The sequence below is a fragment of the Streptomyces sp. CNT360 genome (assembly GCF_000424785.1).
This window is the reverse complement of record NZ_AUKO01000028.1, coordinates 115063-136634: the sequence shown is the minus strand read 5'-3', so window position 1 is coordinate 136634 and position 21572 is coordinate 115063. Positions and strand designations below refer to the sequence as shown.

Below are 21572 nucleotides of genomic sequence, written 5' to 3'. Positions count from 1 at the left end.
GGGGAGCTGGCGGGTCTGGGCGGCGGGCTTGCCGTGCTCGGGCTGGTCGGCGGCGTGGGCGGTGCCGGTCAGGGTGGCGGTGGCGATACCGGCGGCACCCAGGACGGTCAGGCCGGTGGTCAGCTTGCGGTTGCGCAGAGCAGTACGCATGCGAAGGGGGATGCCTTTCAAAGGGGGACACATCCGACCGCGTCGTGCGGGGCGTACCCCGGCTCTCGTCGCGATCCGGCACCCACCCTGGAAACCGGCTCCCCGAGCCGACAACTGTGTGACCTACGACCCCGCTTCGTCCCCAACCCCCACCCCGACGCGCTGGACCGCCCCCACCCCCGCACACGGAACCTGCGACGCCGCTTCGTACGTGACCTGGCTCCTATGGGCACCCTCACAACAGGCCCCACCCACCCTCACCCACAGCGCAGCAGACCCTCACCCACGGGCAGCAGAATTCAGCCCTCAACGGCGCGGTACGTACATGATCACGGCCATCCCGGCGAGGCAGATCAGGGCGCCGAGAACGTCGTAGCGGTCCGGGCGGTAGCCGTCCGCGACCATGCCCCAGGCCAGGGACCCGGCGACGAAGACACCGCCGTACGCGGCGAGGACGCGGCCGAAGTCGGCATCGGGCTGGAGCGTGGCGGCGAAGCCGTACAGCCCCAGCGCCACGACACCCCCTCCGATCCACACCCATCCCCGGTGCTCCCTCACCCCCTGCCACACCAGCCAGGCACCCCCGATCTCCAGGAGCGCGGCGGCGGCGAACAGGGCGAGGGAGCGGAGCGTGAGCACGGGCGCCAGTCTTCCAGACCCCTGGCCGGCGCCCCGCGTCAGGCGTCGAGGTCCAGGGCGTTCTTCGCACGCTCCAGCGACTCCTCCGGCGCGCCCCGTCCGGGGTTCTCGGTGGCGAGGGCCTGGTTGAGGGCGACGAAGGGGCGCATGCGCTGCTCGTAGCGCGCGAAGGGACCGCAGGCGTCGGTGCCGCCGGGGGCGACCGCCGCGCAGAGCTCGTCGGCCAGCACCCGGGCGCCGACGAGGGCGAGGCTGGTGCCCTGTCCGGACAGCGGTGACGGACCGTACCCGGCGTCACCGACCAGCGCGACACGGCCGTTCACCCAGCGGTCCATGCGGATCTGGGCCATGGCGTCGAAGAAGAAGTCGGGCGCCGTGCGCATGGCCTTCAGGAGCTCCGGAGCGTCGCCGCCCAGCCCCGCCATGCGGGTGGCCAGCAGGTCCTTCTGCTGCTCGGTGTCGTGGTGGTCGTAGTCGAGCGGCCCCGACATGAAGCCCAGCGTGGCCCGCAGTCGGGTGTTGTCCCGTACGGGGTAGAGGCAGTAGCTCGCGCTCTCGCCCTGGCTCCAGACCTGCCAGTTGTCGAGGCCGGGGAAGTTGTCGGTGGAGAAGACGGCCAGGTGGGAGCCGAGGTGGTGGAGGTAGCGGGACTCGGGCCCGAAGGCCAGCTTCCGCACCCCGGAGTGCAGGCCGTCCGCTCCCACGACGCGGTCGAACGTGCGGCGGGTGCCGTCGGCAAAGGTGGCCGACACCGCGTGAGGGGTCCGGTCGAGCGCGGTGAGGCGGTTGCCGAAGAGGAACTCGGCCCGGCCCCGCGCACGGCGGTACAGCAGTGCGGTCAGGTCCTCGCGGAGCAGCTCGATGTCGTCGCTGTCGAGCCGGCCGCTGCTGTAGGTCATCTCCGAGGACCGCCACAGTTCGCGACCGTTCGCGTCGTGCATGGACATGCCGCGCATACGCGTCCGCACGGCGCGCGCCTCGTCGAGAAGGCCCATCCGGTCCAGGACGTCGAGTGCGACACCGCGGACGTCGACGGCATGCCCGCCGGGGCGCACCGCGGGGGCGCGCTCGACGACGGTGGGCGCGAAGCCGCGCTCGGCCAGCAGGCAGGCGAGGGTCAGCCCGGCGACGCTCGCTCCGGAGATGAGGACGGTCTTCACGGCAGACTCCTTCGTACGGCGTACGCGGCGGGATGCGCCCTGGCGCCCCGGCGCCTCCGGTGTTTCCGGGTGGCAGGACATCCTGAATGTACGGTGTACGCACACAGCCGGTACAGCTCCCCCGTGCGCTCAGCGGGTAATCTGTGCTAGTACAGCTCCTCGCACGGGCAGTCCTCCCCGCCCGTCAGATCTGTGCTAGCACAGGCCCCACAGGAGGAACCGTTGTGACCGACCCCACACCCCCCTACGCCCGGATCGCGGCGGAGCTGCGGCGGCGCATCCGCGACGGCGAGTTCGCCCCGGGCGACCGGGTGCCCTCCACCCGCGGGCTCGCCCGGCAGTGGAACGTGGCTCTGGCCACCGCCACCAAGGCGCTGGCCGCCCTGCGCCAGGAGGGGCTCGTCGAGGCGCAGCCGCGGGTGGGCACCGTGGTCGCCTCCCCGCGGGCCCCCCGGCCCGACCCGCTGCCGCCCCGTCGGGGCCACGCGGCGGGAACCGGCTCCCGGGAGACGGAACGCGAGCCGGCGCGGGAACAAGGGGGAGCACAGGGGCGGGAGACGGGGCGGGAGCTGACGCGGGAGCGTGTCGTCCGGGCGGCGGTCGAGATCGCCGACGCGGAGGGGATGGCCGCGCTGTCGATGCGGAGCGTGGCCGCCCGCCTCGGCACCGCCACGATGGCGGCCTACCGCTACGTCGACGGCAAGGACGACCTGGTGCTGCTGATGGCGGACACCGTCCTGGCCGGGCTGCCGCTGCCGGCCCCCGACTCGCCGGAGGCGCCCATCGGCTGGCGGGCCCGGCTGGAGACGGGCGCCCGGGCCCTGTGGCGGCTCCACCGCGCCCACCCCTGGCTGGCCCAGATCACCCCGCTGACCCGCCCGTTGCTGCTGCCGGGCCTGCTGGCGTACTCCGAGTGGATCCTCGGCTCCCTGGAGGGCCACGGCCTGTCCGCGGCGACCATGCTGAACGTCGACGTCCTGCTCTACAGCCATGTGCAGGCCCTCGCCGTGCAGGGGGAGCGGGAGACGGCTGCGCGGAGCAGCACCGGGCTGACGGACCAGGAGTGGCTGGACCAGCAGAAGGCGACGCTGGAGTGGTTCACCGCTTCCGGGACGTACCCGGCCTTCACCCGGGTGCTCGGCGCCCTCGGTGAGGACGGCTACGACCTGCACCTGGACGAGCTGTTCGAGCTGGGGCTGGCCGCCGTCCTGGACCGGGTGGCCCGGCTGACGGCGGGCGAGGGGTGACCCCGCGGGCGGAAATCCGGTCGCCCCGCGGCCGGCGGTTCGGCAGGCTCCCGTCATGGAAGCCCACATCTGGCCCCTGTACGGGCTGCGCCTGACAACTCCCCGGCTGGAGCTGCGCCTTCCGGACGCGGCGGCGCTCACGGAGCTGGCCGAACTGGCCGGGGGAAGGATCCACGACGAGGCCGAGATGCCCTTCAGCGTCCCCTGGACCGCGGTCGGTCCCCAGGAGCGCATGCGGGGCTGTTTCCAGCACGTCCTGAGCACCGTCGCGGACTGGCGCCCCGAAGCGTGGACGCTGAGCACGGCCGTGGTGCACGAGGGGACGGTGATCGGGCGGGCCGACCTGAGCGGCGACGCGTTCGCCGTCGTACGGGAGGCCCGCACCGGCTCCTGGCTCGGCGCCGACCACCAGGGCCGGGGGTTCGGCACCGAGATGCGGGCCGCGCTGCTGCACCTGGCGTTCGAGGGGCTCGGCGCCCACAGCGCGACCTCGGCCGCAATGGCGGACAACCCGCGCTCACGCCGGGTCTCGGAGAAGCTCGGGTACCGGCCGGACGGCGTCTCCGTGGCCGCCGTCCAGGGCCGGGCGCGGCACCTGAAGCACTTCCGTCTCGACCGTGCCGGCTGGGAGGCGCACCGCACCGTGCCCGTGCAGGTGCACGGCCTGGCCGCGGCTCTTCCGCTGTTCGGCCGGTGAGTTCCGGCCCCGGACGGCCCGCGCTGAGTAGGTTGAGCGGAACGCCCCACCGACTCCGTCCACGACGCAAGGGAGAGCCCATGTCTCCGCACGGCCAAGACCGGGGCAACGGTCACACCATCACCGTCGAAGAAGGCACCGACCACGTCAGGGTGACGCACCAGGGCCAGGTGCTGGCCGACAGCAGCCGCCCGCTCCTGCTCCGCGAGACGGGCTACCCGGTGCGCTACTACCTGCCGCCCGAGGACGTACGCACCGACCTGCTCGCCCCCTCCGAGACCCGGACCACCTGCCCGTTCAAGGGCGTCGCCGCGTACTGGTCCCTGGCCGACGGCAGCGCCGAGGACGTCGCCTGGTCCTACCCCGAGCCCAAGGAGCTGGTCTCCCCGATCGAGGGCCGTCTGTGCTTCGCGGAGGTCGAGGTCGGCTGACCTGCGGCACGGCGAGAGGCCGGCCTACGGCACGACGAAGGGCGGGCACCCGCGTGGGGTGCCCGCCCTCTGCTCGCCTCGGCTGCGCCGTAGCGGCCTGCCTCGGCGGGCGGTGCCGTGACCGGCGGCCGGACTCAGAAGTCCATGCCGCCCATGCCACCGGCGGCAGCCGCGTCGGCGCCCGCGGCGGCCTTCTCCGGCTTGTCGGCGATGACGGCCTCGGTGGTCAGGAAGAGCGCCGCGATGGAGGCGGCGTTCTGCAGCGCGGAGCGCGTCACCTTGGCCGGGTCGAGGATGCCCTCGGCGATCATGTCGACGTACTCGCCGGAGGCGGCGTTCAGGCCGTGGCCCGGGGTCAGGTTGCGCACCTTCTCCACGATGACGCCGCCCTCGAGACCGGCGTTGACCGCGATCTGCTTGAGCGGGGCCTCCAGGGCCAGCTTGACGGCGGCGGCACCGGTGGCCTCGTCGCCGTCCAGCTCCAGCTTCTCGAAGACCGAGGAGGCCTGGAGCAGGGCCACGCCACCGCCGGCGACGATGCCCTCCTCGACGGCCGCCTTCGCGTTGCGGACGGCGTCCTCGATGCGGTGCTTGCGCTCCTTGAGCTCGACCTCGGTGGCGGCACCGGCCTTGATGACGGCCACGCCGCCGGCCAGCTTCGCCAGGCGCTCCTGGAGCTTCTCGCGGTCGTAGTCCGAGTCGCTGTTCTCGATCTCGGCGCGGATCTGGTTGACCCGGCCCGCGACCTGCTCGCTGTCGCCCGCACCGTCGACGATGGTGGTCTCGTCCTTGGTGATCTGGACCTTGCGGGCGCGGCCCAGCAGGTCCAGGGAGGCGTTCTCCAGCTTGAGACCGACCTCCTCGGAGATGACCTGGCCACCGGTGAGGATGGCGATGTCACCGAGCATGGCCTTGCGGCGGTCACCGAAGCCCGGGGCCTTGACGGCGACGGACTTGAAGGTGCCGCGGATCTTGTTGACGACCAGCGTGGACAGGGCCTCGCCCTCGACGTCCTCCGCGATGATCAGCAGCGGCTTGCCCGACTGCATGACCTTCTCCAGCAGCGGAAGGAGGTCCTTCACGTTGCTGATCTTGGAGTTGACGATGAGGATGTACGGGTCCTCCAGCTCCGCCTCCATGCGCTCCATGTCGGTGGCGAAGTAGGCGGAGATGTAGCCCTTGTCGAAGCGCATGCCCTCGGTGAGCTCCAGCTCCAGCCCGAAGGTCTGCGACTCCTCGACGGTGATGACGCCTTCCTTGCCGACCTTGTCCATGGCCTCGGCGATCAGCTCACCGATCTGGGTGTCGGCCGCGGAGATGGAGGCGGTGGAGGCGATCTGCTCCTTGGTCTCCACGTCCTTCGCCTGCTCCAGCAGGGCGGCGGAGACGGCCTCGGTGGCCTTCTCGATGCCGCGCTTGAGGGCCATCGGGTTGGCACCCGCGGCGACGTTGCGCAGCCCCTCGCGGACCAGCGCCTGGGCCAGGACGGTCGCGGTCGTCGTGCCGTCACCGGCTACGTCGTCCGTCTTCTTGGCGACCTCCTTGACCAGCTCCGCGCCGATCTTCTCATAGGAGTCCTCAAGCTCGATCTCCTTGGCGATGGAGACACCGTCGTTGGTGATGGTGGGGGCGCCCCACTTCTTCTCCAGAACGACGTTGCGGCCCTTCGGGCCGAGCGTGACCTTGACGGCGTCGGCAAGCTGGTTCATGCCACGCTCAAGACCGCGCCGCGCCTCCTCGTCAAAGGCGATGATCTTGGCCATGTGGGTTGGTCCTCCCTGGATTCCCCCATGCCCGAGCAAGGGGAGGGTGTGGATTGCTCCGGACCGCGTGGCGCCCGCGACGGACGGCCTGCGACCCGGCGGGTTCCTTCCCCACCCGGTCCGCGGACCTCACCGACCCGGTCCTTGTCTGTCACTCTCACTCGTAGAGTGCTAACCCAATGATTAGCACTCGGGCATGGTGAGTGCAAGCGACTCCGAGGGAGTCCTGACGGGGGCCTGGTGGTCGGGCGACGGGGGAAGCGCAAGCGACCCGGGGTGCTCCGCACCGTGCCCCGCAGGCCGCGGACACCAGTGAGGGGCCGCCCCCCGTCGGGGGGCGGCCCCTCACTGTTCGAGTCTGCGTCTGCGCGCAGTCCGGCGGCAGTCAGCCGGTCACGCGGACCATGTCCGCCTGCGGCCCCTTCTGACCCTGCGAGATCTCGAACTCGACCCGCTGCCCTTCGTCGAGAGTGCGGTACCCGTCCATCTGGATCGCGCTGTAGTGGACGAACACGTCCGCACCACCGTCGACCGCGATGAAGCCGTACCCCTTCTCCGCGTTGAACCACTTGACGGTGCCCTGAGCCATTCCTAACTCCCCTATTACTGGCCCTTGCACGAGCCCGCACTTCGCGAACCCGGGTCAGACCTCACCCCCACGACGAGCGGGGGGCGTGCGCCGGAACGCGTCGACCGCCGCTGAATGTATCTGCACGGACGCCCTGTGCAACAGGTCAATCGGACGAGAATTCTGGGCACGGCTGATCGGGAAAACCGCCTCAACTCCGGTGCCACCAGGGCAAGTCGGGCCAGGCATACGGGGTCATCACGACAATTGGCCCGGCGTTTTCGGCACCAACTTGTACGGCCGCTGTCACATGTGCCGACGCATTCGCATATGCGCCTGGTATGGAGCGGCGGGACACCATGCGGAAACTCCCGTCACTCTACCGCCTTCCGGAACGCGGAATCGCCCCTTCCGGACCGGATCCGGAAGGGGCGATTCCGAGGCTGCGGACGCCGTGGCCTCAGCCGCCGGCCACCGCCGGGATGATCGAGATCCCCGCGCCGTCCGGCGTCGGGGTCTGCAGGCCCTGCTCGAAGCGGACGTCGTCGTCGTTGACGTAGACGTTGACGAAGCGACGCAGCTTGCCCGTGTCGTCGAGCACCCGGGCGCTGATGCCCGTGTGGTTCTTCTCCAGGTCCGCCAGCACCGCCTCCAGGGTGTCGCCCTCGGCGGAGACCTCCGCCTGGCCGCCCGTGTAGGTGCGCAGAATGGTCGGGATCCGGACGTTCACGCTCATGTTTCGTCTCTTCCTTACGTCGGAGGGTGGGCCCCGGGTCAGGCGAGCCCGGCGTCCCGGAAGGCGGCCAGGTTGGGGCCGATGACGGCGGTGGGACGCGCCGTGGGCGCCACGGCGTCCAGCGTCTTGAGGCCGTCGCCGGTGTTGAGGACCACCGTCGTCAGGGTGGGGTCGATCGCCCCGGCCTCGATCAGCTTGCGCGTCACGCCCAGCGTGACGCCGCCCGCCGTCTCCGCGAAGACGCCCTCGGTCCGCGCGAGCAGCTTCATCGCGTCCACGATCTGCTCGTCGTTCACGTCCTCGACGGCGCCGCCGGTCCGCGTGCAGATGTCCACGACGTACGGACCGTCGGCCGGGTCGCCGATGGCGAGGGACTTGGCGACGGTGTCGGGCTGCCTGACCGGGCGGACGGCGCTGGTGCCCTCCTTGTAGGCCCGGGAGACCGGAGAGCAGCCCTCGGCCTGGGCGGCGAAGATCCGGAACGGCTTGTCCTCGACGAGGCCGAGCCGGACCAGCTCCCGCAGCCCCTTGTCGATCTTGACGAGCTGACAGCCGGAGGCGACGGGGATGACGATCTGGTCGGGCAGCTCCCAGCCGAGCTGCTCGCAGATCTCGTACGCCAGCGACTTCGACCCCTCGGCGTAGAAGGGCCGCAGGTTGACGTTGGTGAAGCCCCAGCCCTCACCCAGCGGGTCACCGATCAGCTCGGAGCAGAACCGGTTCACGTCGTCGTACGTGCCGTCGATCGCCACCAGGTCGCCGCCGTAGACCGCGGCCATCACGACCTTGGACTGCTCCAGTCCGTCGGGGATGAACACGCACGAGCGCAGTCCCGCGCGCGAGGCGGCAGCCCCCACCGCGCCGGCCAGGTTGCCGGTCGAGGAGCAGGACAGCGTGGTGAAGCCGAAGGCGCGGGCGGCCTCCAGCGCGATGGCGACCGGGCGGTCCTTGAAGGAGTGGGTGGGGTTGCCGGAGTCGTCCTTGACGTAGAGACCGCCGGTCACGCCCAGCTCGGCCGCGAGCCGGTCGGCCTGGACGAGCTGGGTGAAACCGGGGTTGAGGTTCGGCCTGGCGGCGACGTCCGCGGGCACGGGCAGCAGCGGTGCGTAGCGCCACATCGAGGCGGGCCCCGACTCGATGCGCTTGCGCAGCGCCTCCGGGTCACCGGTCGGCAGCTCGTAGGCGACCTCCAGCGGACCGAAACACTCCAGACACACGAAGCTGGGACCGAGCGGTGTGCGGGTGCCGCACTCGCGACAGGAGAGGGCGACGGCCGCTCCGAGGTCGTAGGAGGGTGCGGCGTCGGAGTCGGTGGTGGCGGTGGTGTTGCCTGCAACGGTTTGCACAGCCATGTGAGGCGAGGCCCTTTCTCCTCATCTTCCCCGTGCCGTATCTCGCCACGGGCCGGAATTGGCACCGTCCCCACGAGGCGGTCTCGCCACAGCTTTCCGCGTACACGCGGATCGCGGGATGGTTGCCGGGGCTTCAACGGGCCGTTCCCTCTGCCCCTCTGGATGAGCTGCTCTGTGGCACCGGGCGGCGAGCGGCCGCCCGGGCGTTTGTCGCGACGGCCCCCGAGATGCGGAGGCCACCTGCGTTGTTCAAGACTGTAACCGACGGCCGTCACGCTTGAGAGGGACGTCCGAACCGCGAGACGGATCACCGTCGACCGTCCGCCACCCCCCGTCCGGCCCCGCCGACGGACCCGGACGGCCGACAGGACAGGCGCCCAGGACGGACGACCAGGACGGACTACAGGAAGGCGCGCACGTGCTCGAAGAAGTGGGCCAATGGCTGCGGCGCCGCTCCTGGCGCGCCGCCGACCGGCCGCTGGAGTCGCTGCTGGCGGCCAAGCGGCGCACCGGCACCACGGTCAGCGTGGTACTGCCCGCCCTCGACGAGGAGGAGACCGTCGGCGAGATCGTCTCGATCATCCGCCGCGAACTGGCCCTGCCGCACCCGGCCACCAGAACTGCGCTGGTGGACGAGGTGATCGTGATGGACTCCGGCTCCACCGACCGCACCGGCGAGGTCGCGGCGGCGGCCGGCGCCAGGGTCGTCCACCGCGACGAGGTGCTCCCCCGGGTGCCGGCCCGCTCCGGCAAGGGCGAGGTGCTGTGGCGCTCACTCATGGTGACCGGAGGCGACATCATCTGCTTCGTCGACGCGGACCTGCGCGAGTTCTCGCCCGACTTCGTCACCGGCATCGTCGGCCCGCTGCTGACGGAGCCCGACGTGCAGCTCGTCAAGGCGATGTACGACCGGCCGCTGCGGGACAGCCCGGCAGGCGGCGGCCGGGTCACGGAGCTGGTGGCGCGCCCGCTGCTCAACCTGCACTGGCCGCGGCTGGCCGGACTGGTGCAGCCGCTGGGCGGCGAGTACGCGGCCCGCCGCTCGCTGCTGGAGCGGCTGCCGTTCCCGGTCGGCTACGGGGTGGAGCTGGCGCTGCTGGTCGACGCGCTGGAGCTGGCCGGGCTCGACGCGCTGGCGCAGGTCGACGTGGGGGTGCGGCTGCACCGCAACCAGGACGGGCTGGCGCTGGGCCGGATGGCCACGGCCATCTACGCGACGGCACAGCGCCGCATCGAGCGCGGAGTGGGTCTGCACGTACCCGGGGACGGCCACCGGAGCGTGCACGGGGACGGCCACCTGCTCGGAGGCGGTACCGGCCCGGCCCCCGAAGGCGGCGCCGAGCTGGGGGGCCGCCGGGACGACGCGTCCGTGCTCGGGGGCCGCTCGGGGGTGACGCCGCTGACCCAGTTCGAGCGGGACGAGGAGGGCGCCTTCATCCCCCGCGGCCACCTGATCGACGCGGAGGAGCGCCCGCCGATGTGCACGGTGCCCGAATACGGGCAGCGGCGGGTGGCCGCGTGAGGGGCGGCCCGTCGCCCGGTGAGCCCGGGGCCACGGAGTCCTGGGCGCTCAGCACCGGGGGCTCAGGAACCGGGGGCTCAGGGCCGGGGAGCCGGGTGCAGCCTCGGAGAGCCGGAGGACCGGGAGTACAGGGGATTCCGGCGGTCCAGGGGCACGTTTGAGCGGATTCGTGAACGGCTAAGCTCCGCGCATGGCCGCTGGAGCACCACCACCGCACGCGTCGTCCCCCGCAGCAGCCGAGGCGTCCTCGCAGGTCCTTGTCGCCTCCAACCGCGGGCCCGTCTCGTACACGCGCGCGGAGGACGGGACGCTCGCCGCCAAGCGGGGCGGCGGCGGTCTGGTGTCCGGCCTGTCGGCCATCGGCCCGGACGCGGACGCGGTATGGGTGTGCGCCGCGCTGGGTGACGGCGACCGCGAGGCGGCCCGCCGCGCAGGCGGCCACCTGGACCGCCAGGACACCGGCGGGCAGACCGTGCGGATGCTCGACATCCCGGCCGGCACCTTCGAGGCCGCCTACCACGGCATCGCCAACTCGGTGCTGTGGTTCACCCACCACATGCTCTACCAGATCCCGCTCGAACCCGCCTTCGACGAGGACTTCACCCGCCAGTGGGCGGAGTACGGGACCTACAACGCCGCCTTCGCCGACGCGCTGGCCCAGGAGGCCGGGCCGGGCGCCACGGTGCTGGTGCAGGACTACCACCTCACCCTGGTCCCCGGGCTGCTCCGGGAGCGCCGCCCCGACCTGCGGATCGGCCACTTCTCGCACACGCCCTGGGCGCCCCCCGACTACTTCCGGCTGCTGCCCGACGACGTGGCGGCGGACGTCCTGCGGGGCATGCTCGGCGCCGACCGCACGGCCTTCCTGACCGCGCGCTGGGCGCGGCTGTTCGCGGAGTGCTGCGCACGGGTGCTCGGCGCCACCGTCACCGACCACGGCGAGGCAGGGGCCGGGCTGTCGGTGACGTACCAGGGCCGCACCACCCGCATCGGGGTGCACCCGCTCGGCGCGGACGGCGACTTCCTGCGTGAGCGTGCCCACCGGGAGGACGTCGCGGAGCGGATGGGGCAGCTCCGCGAGCAGGTGGGCACCGCGCCCGACGGCAGGCCGCGGCGGACCGTCGTACGGGTCGACCGCACCGAGCTGTCGAAGAACATCGTGCGCGGGCTCCACGCCTTCCGGCGGCTGCTCACCGACCACCCCGAATGGCGCGAACACGTCGTCCAGTTGGCGTTCGCCTACCCCTCGCGCCAGGACCTGGCCGTCTACCGCGACTACACCGCCGAGGTCGGCCGGGTCGCCGACGAGATCAACGCCGAGTTCTCCACCCCCGGCTGGACACCCGTCGTGCTGCACGTCAAGGACGACTTCGCGCGGTCGCTGGCGGCGTACCGGATGGCCGACGTCGCGCTGGTCAACCCCGTCCGGGACGGGATGAACCTCGTCGCGAAGGAGATTCCCGTCGTCTCCGACCAGGGCTGCGCGCTGGTGCTCTCGCGGGAGGCCGGCGCCCACGAGGAGATGGGCGCCGACGCCTGGTCCGTCAACCCCTTCGACGTACGGGAGACGGCACGGGCGCTCCGGGACGCCCTGGAGGCGGACCCCGCCACCCGTGCCGCGTCCTCCGCGAAGCTGGCCGCGACCGCCACCGCGCACCCGCCCACGCGCTGGCTCCTCGACCAACTGGAGGCGCTGCGGCGCTGAGCCGCTGCCGTCGTCGTCGCTGCCGCCGCGGGCCTTACCGCGCGTCCAGCGCGTCCGCCAGCGCGCGCAGCCAGGCCACCAGGCCCGCGGGACCCCGGACGGTCACGTCCGCGCGCTCCGCGAGGCGGGGAACCGTCTCGTCGCCGGTCTCGGGGGCGCTGTAGAGCAGCAGGCCCGGCACCCCCGCGTCCCGCAGCGCGGTGACCGTCTCGTAGGCGGGCAGGTCGCCCAGGTCGTCGCCCGCGTAGACGACGGCGCCCGCGCTCTTCTCCCGGACGTAGTCCGCCAGGGCGGCGCCCTTGTCGGCTCCCGGAGGGCGCAGCTCCAGCACCATGCGGCCGGGCTCGACCACGAGGCCGTGCCGTTCGGCGAGGGCGTACAGGGGCGCGCGCAGGAGGGCGAGGGCCTCGTCGGGGGCGGCGGCGCGCCGGGTGTGCACGGCGAGCGCCCTGCCCTTGTCCTCCGTCCAGGTGCCGTCCGGGGCCCCCAGCTTTGTGAGCAGGGCGGGGAGTTCGGCGCGGACGGCGGCCACCCCGGCAGGGGGTTCGGGGGCGCGGACGGTGCGGTCGGCGGCGTTCCACCGCTCGGCCCCGTAGGCCCCCAGGACGGTCAGCCCCTCCAGACCGGCCGCGCCGTCGAAGGCGCCGTAGGTGACGGCGTCGGCGGCGGGCCGGCCGGTGATGACGGCGATGCCCGCCAGGCGCGGCGCGAGCCGGGCGAGGGCCGCCGCCGCCTCGGGGTGGGCCCGTGCGTCGCGGGGGTCGGCGACGATGGGCGCCAGCGTCCCGTCGAAGTCGAGTGCCAGTACGGCGCGCTTTGGTGCGGCACGGAGCGCGGCGAGCCCCGCGCGCCCCGCCTCCGTCTCCGGTGCGGGCAGCGGGTGCGGGGACGGGGGAGGCGAGGGCTGAGACGGCATGGCGGCACCCTAGCGAGTCAGGTGCGGAACGCGTCGGCTCCGGCAGGCGAACGGCCGCCGCTCAGCGGGCACGGTCGCGGTTGGCCTGGCGGAGCCGCCGCAGCCGGTTGACCGTCACGGGGTCGTACCGCAGCGCCTGCGGGTCGTCGAGCAGGGCGTTCAGGAACTGGTAGTAGCGGACCGGGGACATGCCGAGCCGCTCCCTGACGGCCCGCTCCTTCTCGCCGGGCGAGGGCCAGCCGCGCGCGGCGAAGGCGAGGACGGCCCGGTCCTCGTCCGTGAGCCCCGCCGTCTCCGCGGGTTCCGCCGCTTCCGTGAGCCCCGCCGTCTCCGCGGGCTCTTCCGCTGCGCCGCCCTCGTCCCCGTCCGGTGTGCTCATGCCTCCACCGTACGGCGGGCCCCTGACAGAGCCGGCCGGGTCCAGGGAGCCGGGCCGCGTGGCTAGGAGCTCGCCTTCTCGGCCGCCTCCGCCTTGCGCTGGAGGGCCGTCAGCACGCTCCTGGGGTCGCCGCCCTTCTTCGCGGCCTGCCCGACGGACTTCTTGAGAGTGTCGTTGGTCGCCGTCCACGAGACCTTGCCGACCGGGTAGAACTCCGCGCCGGCCAGTTGGTCGAGGAAGGGCCACAGCTTCTTGTGCTTCTTGTCCTTGCGCATCCGCTCCGACGCGCTCGTGGTGACCGGCAGCAGACCGTACTGGGCGGCGAAGGCGTAGTGGTTCTTCTCCTCGTAGACGAAGGAGAGGAACTTGCCGCACTCCTCGCGGTGGCCGTTCTTGTTGAAGGCCATCATCCAGTCGCCGACGCCCAGGGTGCCGTCCGCCGGACCGTCGCGCCCCGGCAGCTTGCCGGTGCCGTAGGAGATGTCCTTCTGGTCGGCCTGGTGCATCAGGGTGGGATGCCCGTTGAGGACGCCGACCTTCCCCGCGCTGAAGGCGTCGAAGAGCTGCTGCCTGTCGACCCGCTGCGGGTTGGGCTCCGTGTAGCCGGGAGCGACGAGGTTGTCGCGCAGCCACTCCATCGTCTCGATGTTCTCCGGGGAGTTGAGGGTGTAGTTGCCGACGCTGTCGACGTAGGACCCGCCGTTGCCCAGCATCCACATCAGCGCCTCGCCCTGGGCCTCCTCCGGGCCGAGCGGCAGGCCGTAGGGGATCTTGACGCCGGCCTCACGCAGGGAGCGGGCGGCGGACTTGAGCGCCTCCCAGCTCCGCGGCGGCTTGTCCGGGTCCAGCCCGGCCTTGGCGAAGAGGTCCTTGTTGTACATCAGTACGCGCGTGCTGGCCACGAAGGGCAGCCCGTACTGGACACGCTGCACCTCGCCGGCCTCCGCGAGGGAGACCAGGAACTCGGCCTGGGCGGGTATCGGCAGCAGTTCGCTGACCTTGTAGAGCTTCCCCTCCGAGGCCCAGGTGGCGTACGAGTCGACCTGCGCGATGTCCGGCGGGTTGTCGGAGTCGACCAGCTCCTTCAGCTTCTTGCCGATGTCGTTCCAGCTGTGGACGGTGACGTCGACGGAGATGCCGGGGTTCTTCTTGGTGAAGGCGTCGGCGAGGTTCTGCCAGTAGACCTTCGAGCTGTTGTCCGCGCCAGGGTTCCCGTAGTCCGCGGCGACGAGTTTCAGCGTGACGCCGCCGGACCCCGGACCGCTGCCGCAGCCGCTCAACGCGGTCATGCCGGCCGCGGAGGCCGCTCCGCCCGCCGCCATGCCCAGAAAACGCCGCCGATCCATCTTTTCGACACCCCTAACGACCCTGCGAACCCTCAGAACGTGCGATGTACGTGCTGTGGACCCCCTGGCACCGTCAGTCCCCTTGGCACCACCAACCCCGGTCCGTTGGGCGGGAGTCTCTCTCCGTGACCCCTGGGTCGTCTACAGATGATCGATACCGGTAAGGGATCAGCTTGGCTTCCGTTCGGGCTCCGCAGAACCGTTCCGGGCACGGACGGTTCGGACGGCGGCCGCGTCCGCACCGGGCACCCGGACGGCCGCGGCCGGGTACCCGGAGGGGGACCGAACGGCAGAAGATCCCCGGAGTGGACTAGACCTTTTCAGGTCCGACGCGGGACACTGTGCCGCGTGAGTACCCCCGAAGAGGCCCCCACCGCACCCCCCACGCGGCCCGCACGCACCGCGCGGTACGTCCTCGCCCTCGATGTCGGCGGCACCGGCATGAAGGCCGCCCTCATCGGCTCCGGCAACGAACTGCTGTACGAGGCACGGCGGGCGACCGGCCGCGAGCGCGGACCCGAGGCCGTGGTCGAGGGCATCCTCGACTTCGCCGCCGAGCTGCGCGCGGTGGGCCTGGAGCAGTACGGCACCGAGCCGTCCGCAGCCGGAGTCGCCGTGCCCGGCATCATCGACGACGAGCGCGGCGTCGCCGTCTTCTCCGCCAACCTCGGCTGGCGCGACGTCCCCTTCCGCGCCCTGCTGAGCGAACGCCTGGGGCAGGACCGGCCCGCCGAACTGCCCCTGCTGCCCGTCGCGCTGGGGCACGACGTACGCACCGGCGGACTCGCGGAGGGACGCATCGGCGCCGGCGAAGGCGTCGACCGCTACCTGTTCGTGCCCCTGGGCACCGGCATCGCGGGGGCCATCGGCATCGGGAGGACCGTCGAACCGGGGGCGCACGGCAGCGCGGGGGAGATCGGCCACATCGTCGTACGCCCCGACGGACCGCCGTGCGGCTGCGGACAGCGCGGCTGCCTGGAACGGCTCGCCTCCGCCTCCGCGGTCGGCGCGGCCTGGGCCGCGGCCAGCGGGGACCCCGAGGCGACGGCGGCGGACGCCGCGCAGGCCGTCGAGGCCGGCGACCCGCGGGCGGCGAAGGTGTGGGCCGAGGCCGTCGACGCGCTCGCCACCGGGCTGGTCACCGGCCTCACCCTGCTCGACCCGCACACCCTGATCATCGGCGGCGGCCTCGCCGAGGCGGGCGACACCCTCTTCGTTCCGCTCCGGGAGGCGGTCCGCGAGAAGGTCACCTTCCAGCCACTCCCGGCCATCGTGCCCGCGGCGCTCGGGGATGCCGCGGGCTGCCTGGGTGCGGGGCTCCTCGCCTGGGACCTACTCTCCGCGGAGGTTGCGAGCCGATGAGCGAGCGAACAGTGCTGACCGGCGCCCGGGTGGTGCTGCCCGAGGGGGTACGCGAGGACGGCAGGCTGACGGTCGACGGCCGCCACCTGGCGGACCCCGCGCCACCTGGCGGCGCCCCGGGCGGGGCCGAGGAGATCGACCTGAGCGGCCACTGGATCGTGCCCGGCTTCGTCGACATGCACGTCCACGGCGGCGGCGGCGCCTCCTTCTCGGCAGCCAGCCACGACGAGTCGCTGACCGTCATCGACACCCACCGCCGGCACGGCACCACCACGATGGCGGCCTCCACCGTCACCGGCGACCTGGACGACCTGTCCCGGCAGGCCGGCTCCCTCAGCGAACTGGTCGAGCAGGGCGAGCTGGCCGGTATCCACTTCGAGGGGCCCTTCATCGCCTGCAACCGGCGCGGCGCCCACGAGGAGTCCCTGCTGCGCGACCCCGACCCCGCCGACGTGCGCAAGCTGCTGGACGCCGCACGCGGCCACGCCGTGATGATGACGCTGGCCCCCGAGCGGCCCGGCGGCCTGGACTCGGTACGGCTGCTGTCCGACAGCGGCGTCATCGCCGCCGTCGGCCACACCGACGGCAGCTACGAGTCCACCCGGGAGGCCATCGACGCGGGCGCGACGGTCGCCACCCACCTGTTCAACGCCATGCCGCCGCTCGGCCACCGCGAGCCCGGCCCGGTCACCGCCCTGCTGGAGGACGAGCGGATCACCGTCGAGCTCATCGACGACGGCACCCACCTGCACCCCGCCGCGCTCCAGTTGGCCTTCCGCGCGGCCGGCGCCGACCGGGTCGCCTTCATCACCGACGCCATGGGCGCGGCAGGCATGGGCGACGGCCGCTACCCGCTGGGCAACCTGGAGGTCGACGTGCGCGACGGCGTCGCCCGGCTGGTCGAGGGCGGCTCGATCGCCGGCTCGACGCTGACGCTGGACCACGCCTTCCGGCGCGCGGTCACCGTCGACGGGCTGTCGGTCACCGACGCGGTCACGGCCCTGTCGGCCAACCCGGCACGGCTGCTGGGCGTGGCCGGGACGGTGGGCTCCCTGGAACCGGGCAAGCTGGCCGACCTGGTGGTGCTGGACGCGGACTTCCGGCTGACCGGCGTCATGCGCCAGGGCTCCTGGGTCGTGCGCCCGCGCACCCGCTGAGCTGCACGGAACTCGCGCGGAGGCGGCACCGGGGGTCGCCGGGCGGCCGTTCCGATGGCATGATCGCTGGCGCGGCCGGTTCCGCCCGTGGAGCCGCTCGCGGAGTCGTGTCGTCGTGGGTTGGGTGTCATGAGCCGTTGTCCGACGGGTGAGGGTGGTACGCGCGGATGATCCTGACCGTCACACTCAATGCCGCCCTCGACCTCACCTACCGGGTCCCCCACCTGGTCCCGCACACCTCGCACCGGGTACGGGAGGTGAGCGAGCGACCCGGCGGCAAGGGCCTGAACGTCGCACGGGTGCTCGCGGCGCTCGGCTTCGAGACGACCGTCACGGGCTTCGTCGGCGGCGAGACGGGCCGCGCCCTGCGCGCCCTGCTGGCAGCGGACGCCGCGTCCGCGGGCAGCGGCGGAGGTGCCCCGGTCACCGACGCGCTGGTCCCCGTGGCGGGCAGCACCCGGCGCACCCTCGGCCTCGTCGACGAGACGACGGGGGACACCACCCAGCTCAACGAGCCCGGCCCGCACCTCACGCCCGAGGAGTGGGAGACCTTCCTCGACGCCTACCGGGACCTGCTGGCCGCCGGTCCCCAGGCGGTCGCCCTGTGCGGCAGCCTGCCGCCGGGCGTCCCCGTCGGCGCGTACGCGACGTTGGTACGCGAAGCCCGTAGCGCGCAGATCCCCGCGCTGCTCGACACCAGCGGGGAACCGCTGCGCCGCGGGCTCGCGGCCCGGCCCGACCTCGTCAAACCCAACGCGGAGGAGCTGGCCGGGATCACCGGCACCGCCGAACCGCTGCGCGCGGCCCGCGCGGCCCAGCGGCGCGGAGCCCGCGCGGTGGCCGCCTCACTGGGCGCGGACGGGATCCTGCTGGTCACCCAGGACGGCGCCTGGAGCGCCGCCGTACCCGAACGGCTGGCCGGCAACCCCACGGGAGCGGGCGACTCGGCGGTCGCCGGACTGCTGTCCGGGCTGGCCGAGGGCCTGCCCTGGCCGGACCGGCTGGCCCGGGCGGTCGCCCTGTCCGCCGCGACGGTGCGCTCCCCCGTGGCGGGCGAGTTCGACGAGCCGACCTACCGGCAGATGCTGCCCTCGGTCCGGGTGCGGCCCGCCGAGACGCCGTAGCCGTACGGCGCACGAGGGGGCCGGCCGGATCGTCCGGCCCCCTCGACAGCGGGTCGGCGCTACTTCCAGCCCTTCTCCAGCCAGACCTGGTCGAGGTTGGCATCGCACTTGTTGCCCTCCTCGCAGGAGATCTTCACGGAGTTCTGGCCCTTCTTCAGCTGGATGTTCGACCAGGTGCTCGTCCAGCCGTGCTCCCAGTCGCCTTTCTTGGCGTGGGCGAAGTTCTTCATCCGCACCGGACGGGTCTCGGGCTTGCCGTTGACGGTGACGGTGGCGTCCGAGTCCTTACCGGGCACGCCGTACCGCACGTGGAGGGTGTACTTGCCGGCGGCGGGCAGGTCCTTGAGATCCCATGTCACCGAGGCGCCCGGCTGGTTCAGCCCGCCCACGTAACTGCCGCCGCGGCCCTGGGCGCCGGGCACGTCCTTGGCGACCCCTGCGGAGCCGCCCAGCGTGAGGCTCGCGGCGTCCTCCTTGGGCAGCGCCTTCGGTGCGGGCTTCTCGTCCTGCTCGTCGTCCTGGTCGCCGCCGCTCTCCTGCTTGTGATCGTCCGGCTGGGAGGTGGGCTCCTTGTCCTGCGGTTTGTCGGAGTCGTCCTTGTTGAAGACGATCGCGGCGCCGATACCGATCACCACGGCGGCGACCACGGCTATCGCCCCCACCAGCAGGCCGGTGCGGTTGCGCCCGCCGCGGCCGTTGCCGCCGGGCCCCGGTCCGCCCTGCTGCCGCGTCGCGGCCCGGCCGCCGGGCATCGTCTCGGGCGCCGCATAGTGCGGGCTGGGCTGGTGGCCGGGCGGTGGCGGCGACTGCTGCTGCGGCGGATAGCCGTACCCGGACTGCTGCTGGCCGGCCCCCTGCTGCGGGTAGCCGTAGCCCGAGCGCTGCTGCTGGGGATAGCCGTAGCCGTACTGCCGTTCACCGACCGTGCGGACCTGGTTGAAGGAGCGGCGGGGGACGCCGGGCTGCTGGCCGCCGGCGGGGGGCTGCTGTGTGCCGCCCTCCTGCCGGTACAGATAGGCGAACGGGTCCTCGTCTCCCCCTTCCGACGCGGCACCCGTGCCGTGGTTCTCGGCAGTCATCCCCTCACTCCCTACTGCGTCAGGTATCCGGGCGAGCCTACCTCTCCTGGGCGAACCGTTCGGCACGGTCGTGGCCTCTTGCCCCGGTGTGTGCTAGCCCGCCCGCCGCTGGCCCTTGGAGCGAGACCGCTTCTCCACGTACATCCGCTGGTCAGCGGAGTGCAGGACCTCGTCGGCGGTCATTCCGCAGCCTGCCCAGCCGATACCGAAGCTGGCGCCCACCCGTACCGAGCGCCCGTCCACCTGGATCGGGGGGATGATCGCGTTGCGCAGCCGGACGGCGAGATCCTGCGCCTCGGAGGGTCCCAGCCCGTCGGCGAGGACGACGAACTCGTCCCCGCCCAGCCGGGCGACCGTGTCGTCGTCCCGCACCCCGCCCGTCAGGCGCCGGGCCACCTCGATGAGCACCGCGTCACCGCAGTGGTGACCGTGGCGGTCGTTGATGGACTTGAAGCCGTCCAGATCGCAGAAGAGGACGGCGAGCCCCTTCTCCCCGGACCCGTCGCCCTCGGGCGGCACCGTGTGCACATGGTGAGGGTCCGCCGGAGGACCGGGGGCCGCCGCCCCCGCGCCGACGCCCGCCCCGGCCCCGGATATCTGACCGTCCAGCCCCGCCAGGTCCCAGAAGGCGTCGCCACCGTCCGAGTAGCCCGGGTCTCCCGGGTCTCCCGAGACCTCCGGGACCTCCGAAAAAGCAGCCACCGGGTCGAACGGGGAAGCCGGGCCGGCCGGGCGGTCGGGCAGCGAGCAGAGTCGGCTGCTGAGCCGGGCCCGCAGCTCCGCGCTGTTGGGCAGCCCGGTCAGGGAGTCGTGGCTGGCGCGGTGCGCGAGCTGCAGTTCGTGCCGCTTGCGCTCCTCGATGTCCTCGACGTGCGTGAGCAGGTAGCGCGGCCCGTCCGCGGCGTCGGCGACCACCGAGTTGCGCAGCGAGACCCACACGTACGAGCCGTCACGCCGCGCCAGCCGCAGCTCGGCCCGGCCGCCCTCGGCGAAGGTACGCAGCAGGGTGCCGACGTCCTCGGGGTGGACGAGGTCGGAGAAGGAGTACCGGCGCATCGCGGCCGCCGGACGGCCCAGCAGCCGGCAGAGCGCGTCGTTGATACGCAGCAGCCGCCCGTGCTGGTCCCCGCCCATCTCGGCGACGGCCATCCCGCTGGGCGCGTACTCGAACGCCTGCCGGAAGCTCTCCTCGCTCGCGCGCAGCGCCTGCTGTTCGCGCTCCAGCCGCACCAGGGCCCGCTGCATGTTCGAGCGCAACCGGGCGTTGCTGATCGCGATGGCGGCCTGCGAGGCGTACATCTGGAGCGCCTCGCACCCCCAGGCCCCCGGGCGTCGGCCGTTGCGCGGCCTGTCGACGGACAGCACGCCCAGCAGCTCGCCGTCGGGGGCGTGCAGCGGCGCGAAGAGCCGGTCCATGGGGTGCCAGGCGTCGGGCGCCTCCCGCACGGGCGAGGGGGCGTGCCACTCCGGCACGTCGTCGTCCAGCACCCAGCCCTCGGTGTACGGGATGAACCGGAGCGCCCCCCACTGCTCGCCCATCGCCAGCCGGCGCTCCCAGGAGGCCCGGGGGCCGACGCGGCCCGCCATCATCGCCTCGGCTGCCTGACTGCCGGCCACGGCGGCGACGACGAGGTCTCCCTCGGCGCGGACCAGGTTCACCGCGGCGATCTCGTAGCCGATCCCCTCGACGATCCCGTCGGCGACGGTCTGGAGCGTGTCCGCAAGGCTGCGAGCGGTGTTGAGCTGCGCCACGACATGGTGCAGGCGACGCAGGCTGGCAAGGCGGACATAGGGCTCCGACTCGGTTTCCATAGCCCTCCCCCTGAGCCGTTGTACGTCAACTCCAGGTGCTCTTGCCGTCGTTTCCGGGCCTCGCGAACTCTCGAATCCGGGCGTGCATCGGATGCCACGGCCACTGAATCACAGCGAGCTGTTCACCCGGTACACAGGGTCAACAATTACTGCCCTCTGTGACTCAAGTCACAACAATCTGCGGTTGGTTGACTGCACAACGTATGCCCGAGGCAACAACCGGGCGGCTCGGCATCCCGGTGGCGACGGGTTCCCCCGCCTCTCGGCCGCCCACACCGGCAGACCTAGGTCCCACCTGGTCCCCAGGCCCGATGCGGTCCGCGAAACGGCTGGTTAGCGTAGTCGGCGTGTCCCACGCAGTGCAGCAACAAGCAGCCCAGGTGCCCCAGCCGCACCCCGTCCCTCATGCTGAAGGGGTGAGTGACGA

General features: G+C 72.6%; 19 protein-coding genes and 1 riboswitch. Of the genes, 8 read left to right on the top strand and 11 right to left on the bottom strand.

The window, feature by feature from the left end:
* Window positions 1-456: 456 nt before the first annotated feature.
* Together H297_RS0121575 and H297_RS0121570 are read right to left on the bottom strand one after the other, a co-directional pair.
* Complete coding sequence (locus H297_RS0121575; RefSeq protein WP_027738754.1) at window positions 457-789, bottom strand: YnfA family protein; 333 nt, start codon at window positions 787-789, stop codon at window positions 457-459.
* A gap of 38 nt (window positions 790-827) precedes the next feature.
* A complete protein-coding gene (locus H297_RS0121570) occupies window positions 828-1949 on the bottom strand; it encodes an FAD-dependent monooxygenase (protein WP_027738753.1) in 1122 nt (373 codons plus the stop codon).
* Window positions 1950-2173: 224 nt separating this feature from the next.
* On the opposite strand from H297_RS0121570, the gene H297_RS0121565 reads away from it, so the two are divergent.
* The 3 genes from H297_RS0121565 (at window position 2174) to H297_RS0121555 (ending at window position 4324) form a co-directional block, all read left to right on the top strand.
* The gene (locus H297_RS0121565) at window positions 2174-3196 is read left to right on the top strand and encodes a GntR family transcriptional regulator (RefSeq protein WP_027738752.1); all 1023 of its coding nucleotides are present in this window, start codon (window positions 2174-2176) and stop codon (window positions 3194-3196) included.
* 55 nt (window positions 3197-3251) lie between these two features.
* Window positions 3252-3893, top strand: coding sequence for a GNAT family N-acetyltransferase (locus H297_RS0121560; RefSeq protein WP_027738751.1), 642 nt, complete (start codon window positions 3252-3254; stop codon window positions 3891-3893).
* A gap of 80 nt (window positions 3894-3973) precedes the next feature.
* Window positions 3974-4324: a DUF427 domain-containing protein gene (locus tag H297_RS0121555; RefSeq protein WP_027738750.1), complete on the top strand. Its 351-nt coding sequence runs from the start codon at window positions 3974-3976 to the stop codon at window positions 4322-4324.
* A gap of 134 nt (window positions 4325-4458) precedes the next feature.
* Here H297_RS0121555 and groL read toward each other — a convergent pair whose 3' ends face one another.
* The 4 genes from groL to thrC all read right to left on the bottom strand — a co-directional run bounded on the left by groL (window position 4459) and on the right by thrC (window position 8743).
* On the bottom strand, window positions 4459-6087 hold the full coding sequence (gene groL / locus H297_RS0121550) for a chaperonin GroEL (RefSeq protein ID WP_027738749.1): 1629 nt from the start codon (window positions 6085-6087) through the stop codon (window positions 4459-4461).
* 385 nt (window positions 6088-6472) lie between these two features.
* The gene (locus H297_RS0121545; RefSeq protein WP_016472377.1) at window positions 6473-6676 is read right to left on the bottom strand and encodes a cold-shock protein; all 204 of its coding nucleotides are present in this window, start codon (window positions 6674-6676) and stop codon (window positions 6473-6475) included.
* A 439-nt stretch (window positions 6677-7115) separates the two neighbouring features.
* Complete coding sequence (locus tag H297_RS0121540; protein ID WP_027738748.1) at window positions 7116-7391, bottom strand: MoaD/ThiS family protein; 276 nt, start codon at window positions 7389-7391, stop codon at window positions 7116-7118.
* Window positions 7392-7429: 38 nt separating this feature from the next.
* Window positions 7430-8743 carry a threonine synthase gene (thrC, locus tag H297_RS0121535; RefSeq protein WP_027738747.1) on the bottom strand — a complete coding sequence of 438 codons (1314 nt, stop codon included), beginning with the start codon at window positions 8741-8743 and terminating at the stop codon, window positions 7430-7432.
* 18 nt (window positions 8744-8761) lie between these two features.
* A riboswitch (SAM riboswitch) is annotated at window positions 8762-8912 on the bottom strand.
* Between the two features lie 249 nt (window positions 8913-9161).
* On the opposite strand from thrC, the gene H297_RS0121530 reads away from it, so the two are divergent.
* Window positions 9162-10265, top strand: coding sequence for a glucosyl-3-phosphoglycerate synthase (locus H297_RS0121530; protein WP_027738746.1), 1104 nt, complete (start codon window positions 9162-9164; stop codon window positions 10263-10265).
* Between the two features lie 190 nt (window positions 10266-10455).
* On the top strand, window positions 10456-11970 hold the full coding sequence (locus tag H297_RS37675) for a trehalose-6-phosphate synthase (protein ID WP_051352055.1): 1515 nt from the start codon (window positions 10456-10458) through the stop codon (window positions 11968-11970).
* A 34-nt stretch (window positions 11971-12004) separates the two neighbouring features.
* On the opposite strand, the gene otsB is transcribed toward H297_RS37675, so the two are convergent.
* The 3 genes from otsB to H297_RS0121510 all read right to left on the bottom strand — a co-directional run bounded on the left by otsB (window position 12005) and on the right by H297_RS0121510 (window position 14611).
* Complete coding sequence (gene otsB / locus H297_RS0121520) at window positions 12005-12886, bottom strand: trehalose-phosphatase (RefSeq protein ID WP_027738745.1); 882 nt, start codon at window positions 12884-12886, stop codon at window positions 12005-12007.
* A gap of 61 nt (window positions 12887-12947) precedes the next feature.
* On the bottom strand, window positions 12948-13265 hold the full coding sequence (locus tag H297_RS0121515; RefSeq protein ID WP_027738744.1) for a DUF3263 domain-containing protein: 318 nt from the start codon (window positions 13263-13265) through the stop codon (window positions 12948-12950).
* Window positions 13266-13327: 62 nt separating this feature from the next.
* Window positions 13328-14611, bottom strand: a complete 1284-nt coding sequence (locus H297_RS0121510; protein ID WP_037794982.1) for an extracellular solute-binding protein — start codon at window positions 14609-14611, stop codon at window positions 13328-13330.
* A gap of 348 nt (window positions 14612-14959) precedes the next feature.
* Here H297_RS0121510 and H297_RS0121505 point away from each other — a divergent pair, with 348 nt between their 5' ends.
* From H297_RS0121505 to H297_RS0121495, 3 genes are all read left to right on the top strand, one after another.
* Window positions 14960-15973 carry an ROK family protein gene (locus H297_RS0121505; protein WP_027738742.1) on the top strand — a complete coding sequence of 338 codons (1014 nt, stop codon included), beginning with the start codon at window positions 14960-14962 and terminating at the stop codon, window positions 15971-15973.
* Window positions 15970-17130: an N-acetylglucosamine-6-phosphate deacetylase gene (gene nagA, locus H297_RS0121500; protein WP_027738741.1), complete on the top strand. Its 1161-nt coding sequence runs from the start codon at window positions 15970-15972 to the stop codon at window positions 17128-17130. The genes H297_RS0121505 and nagA overlap by 4 nt, the downstream gene beginning before the upstream one ends.
* Before the next feature lie 167 nt (window positions 17131-17297).
* Window positions 17298-18254 carry a 1-phosphofructokinase gene (locus H297_RS0121495; RefSeq protein WP_027738740.1) on the top strand — a complete coding sequence of 319 codons (957 nt, stop codon included), beginning with the start codon at window positions 17298-17300 and terminating at the stop codon, window positions 18252-18254.
* Window positions 18255-18313: 59 nt separating this feature from the next.
* Here H297_RS0121495 and H297_RS0121490 read toward each other — a convergent pair whose 3' ends face one another.
* Window positions 18314-19333, bottom strand: coding sequence for a hypothetical protein (locus H297_RS0121490; protein WP_027738739.1), 1020 nt, complete (start codon window positions 19331-19333; stop codon window positions 18314-18316).
* 93 nt (window positions 19334-19426) lie between these two features.
* Window positions 19427-21145, bottom strand: a complete 1719-nt coding sequence (gene cdgB / locus H297_RS0121485) for a diguanylate cyclase CdgB (protein WP_027738738.1) — start codon at window positions 21143-21145, stop codon at window positions 19427-19429.
* Window positions 21146-21572 lie beyond the last annotated feature (427 nt).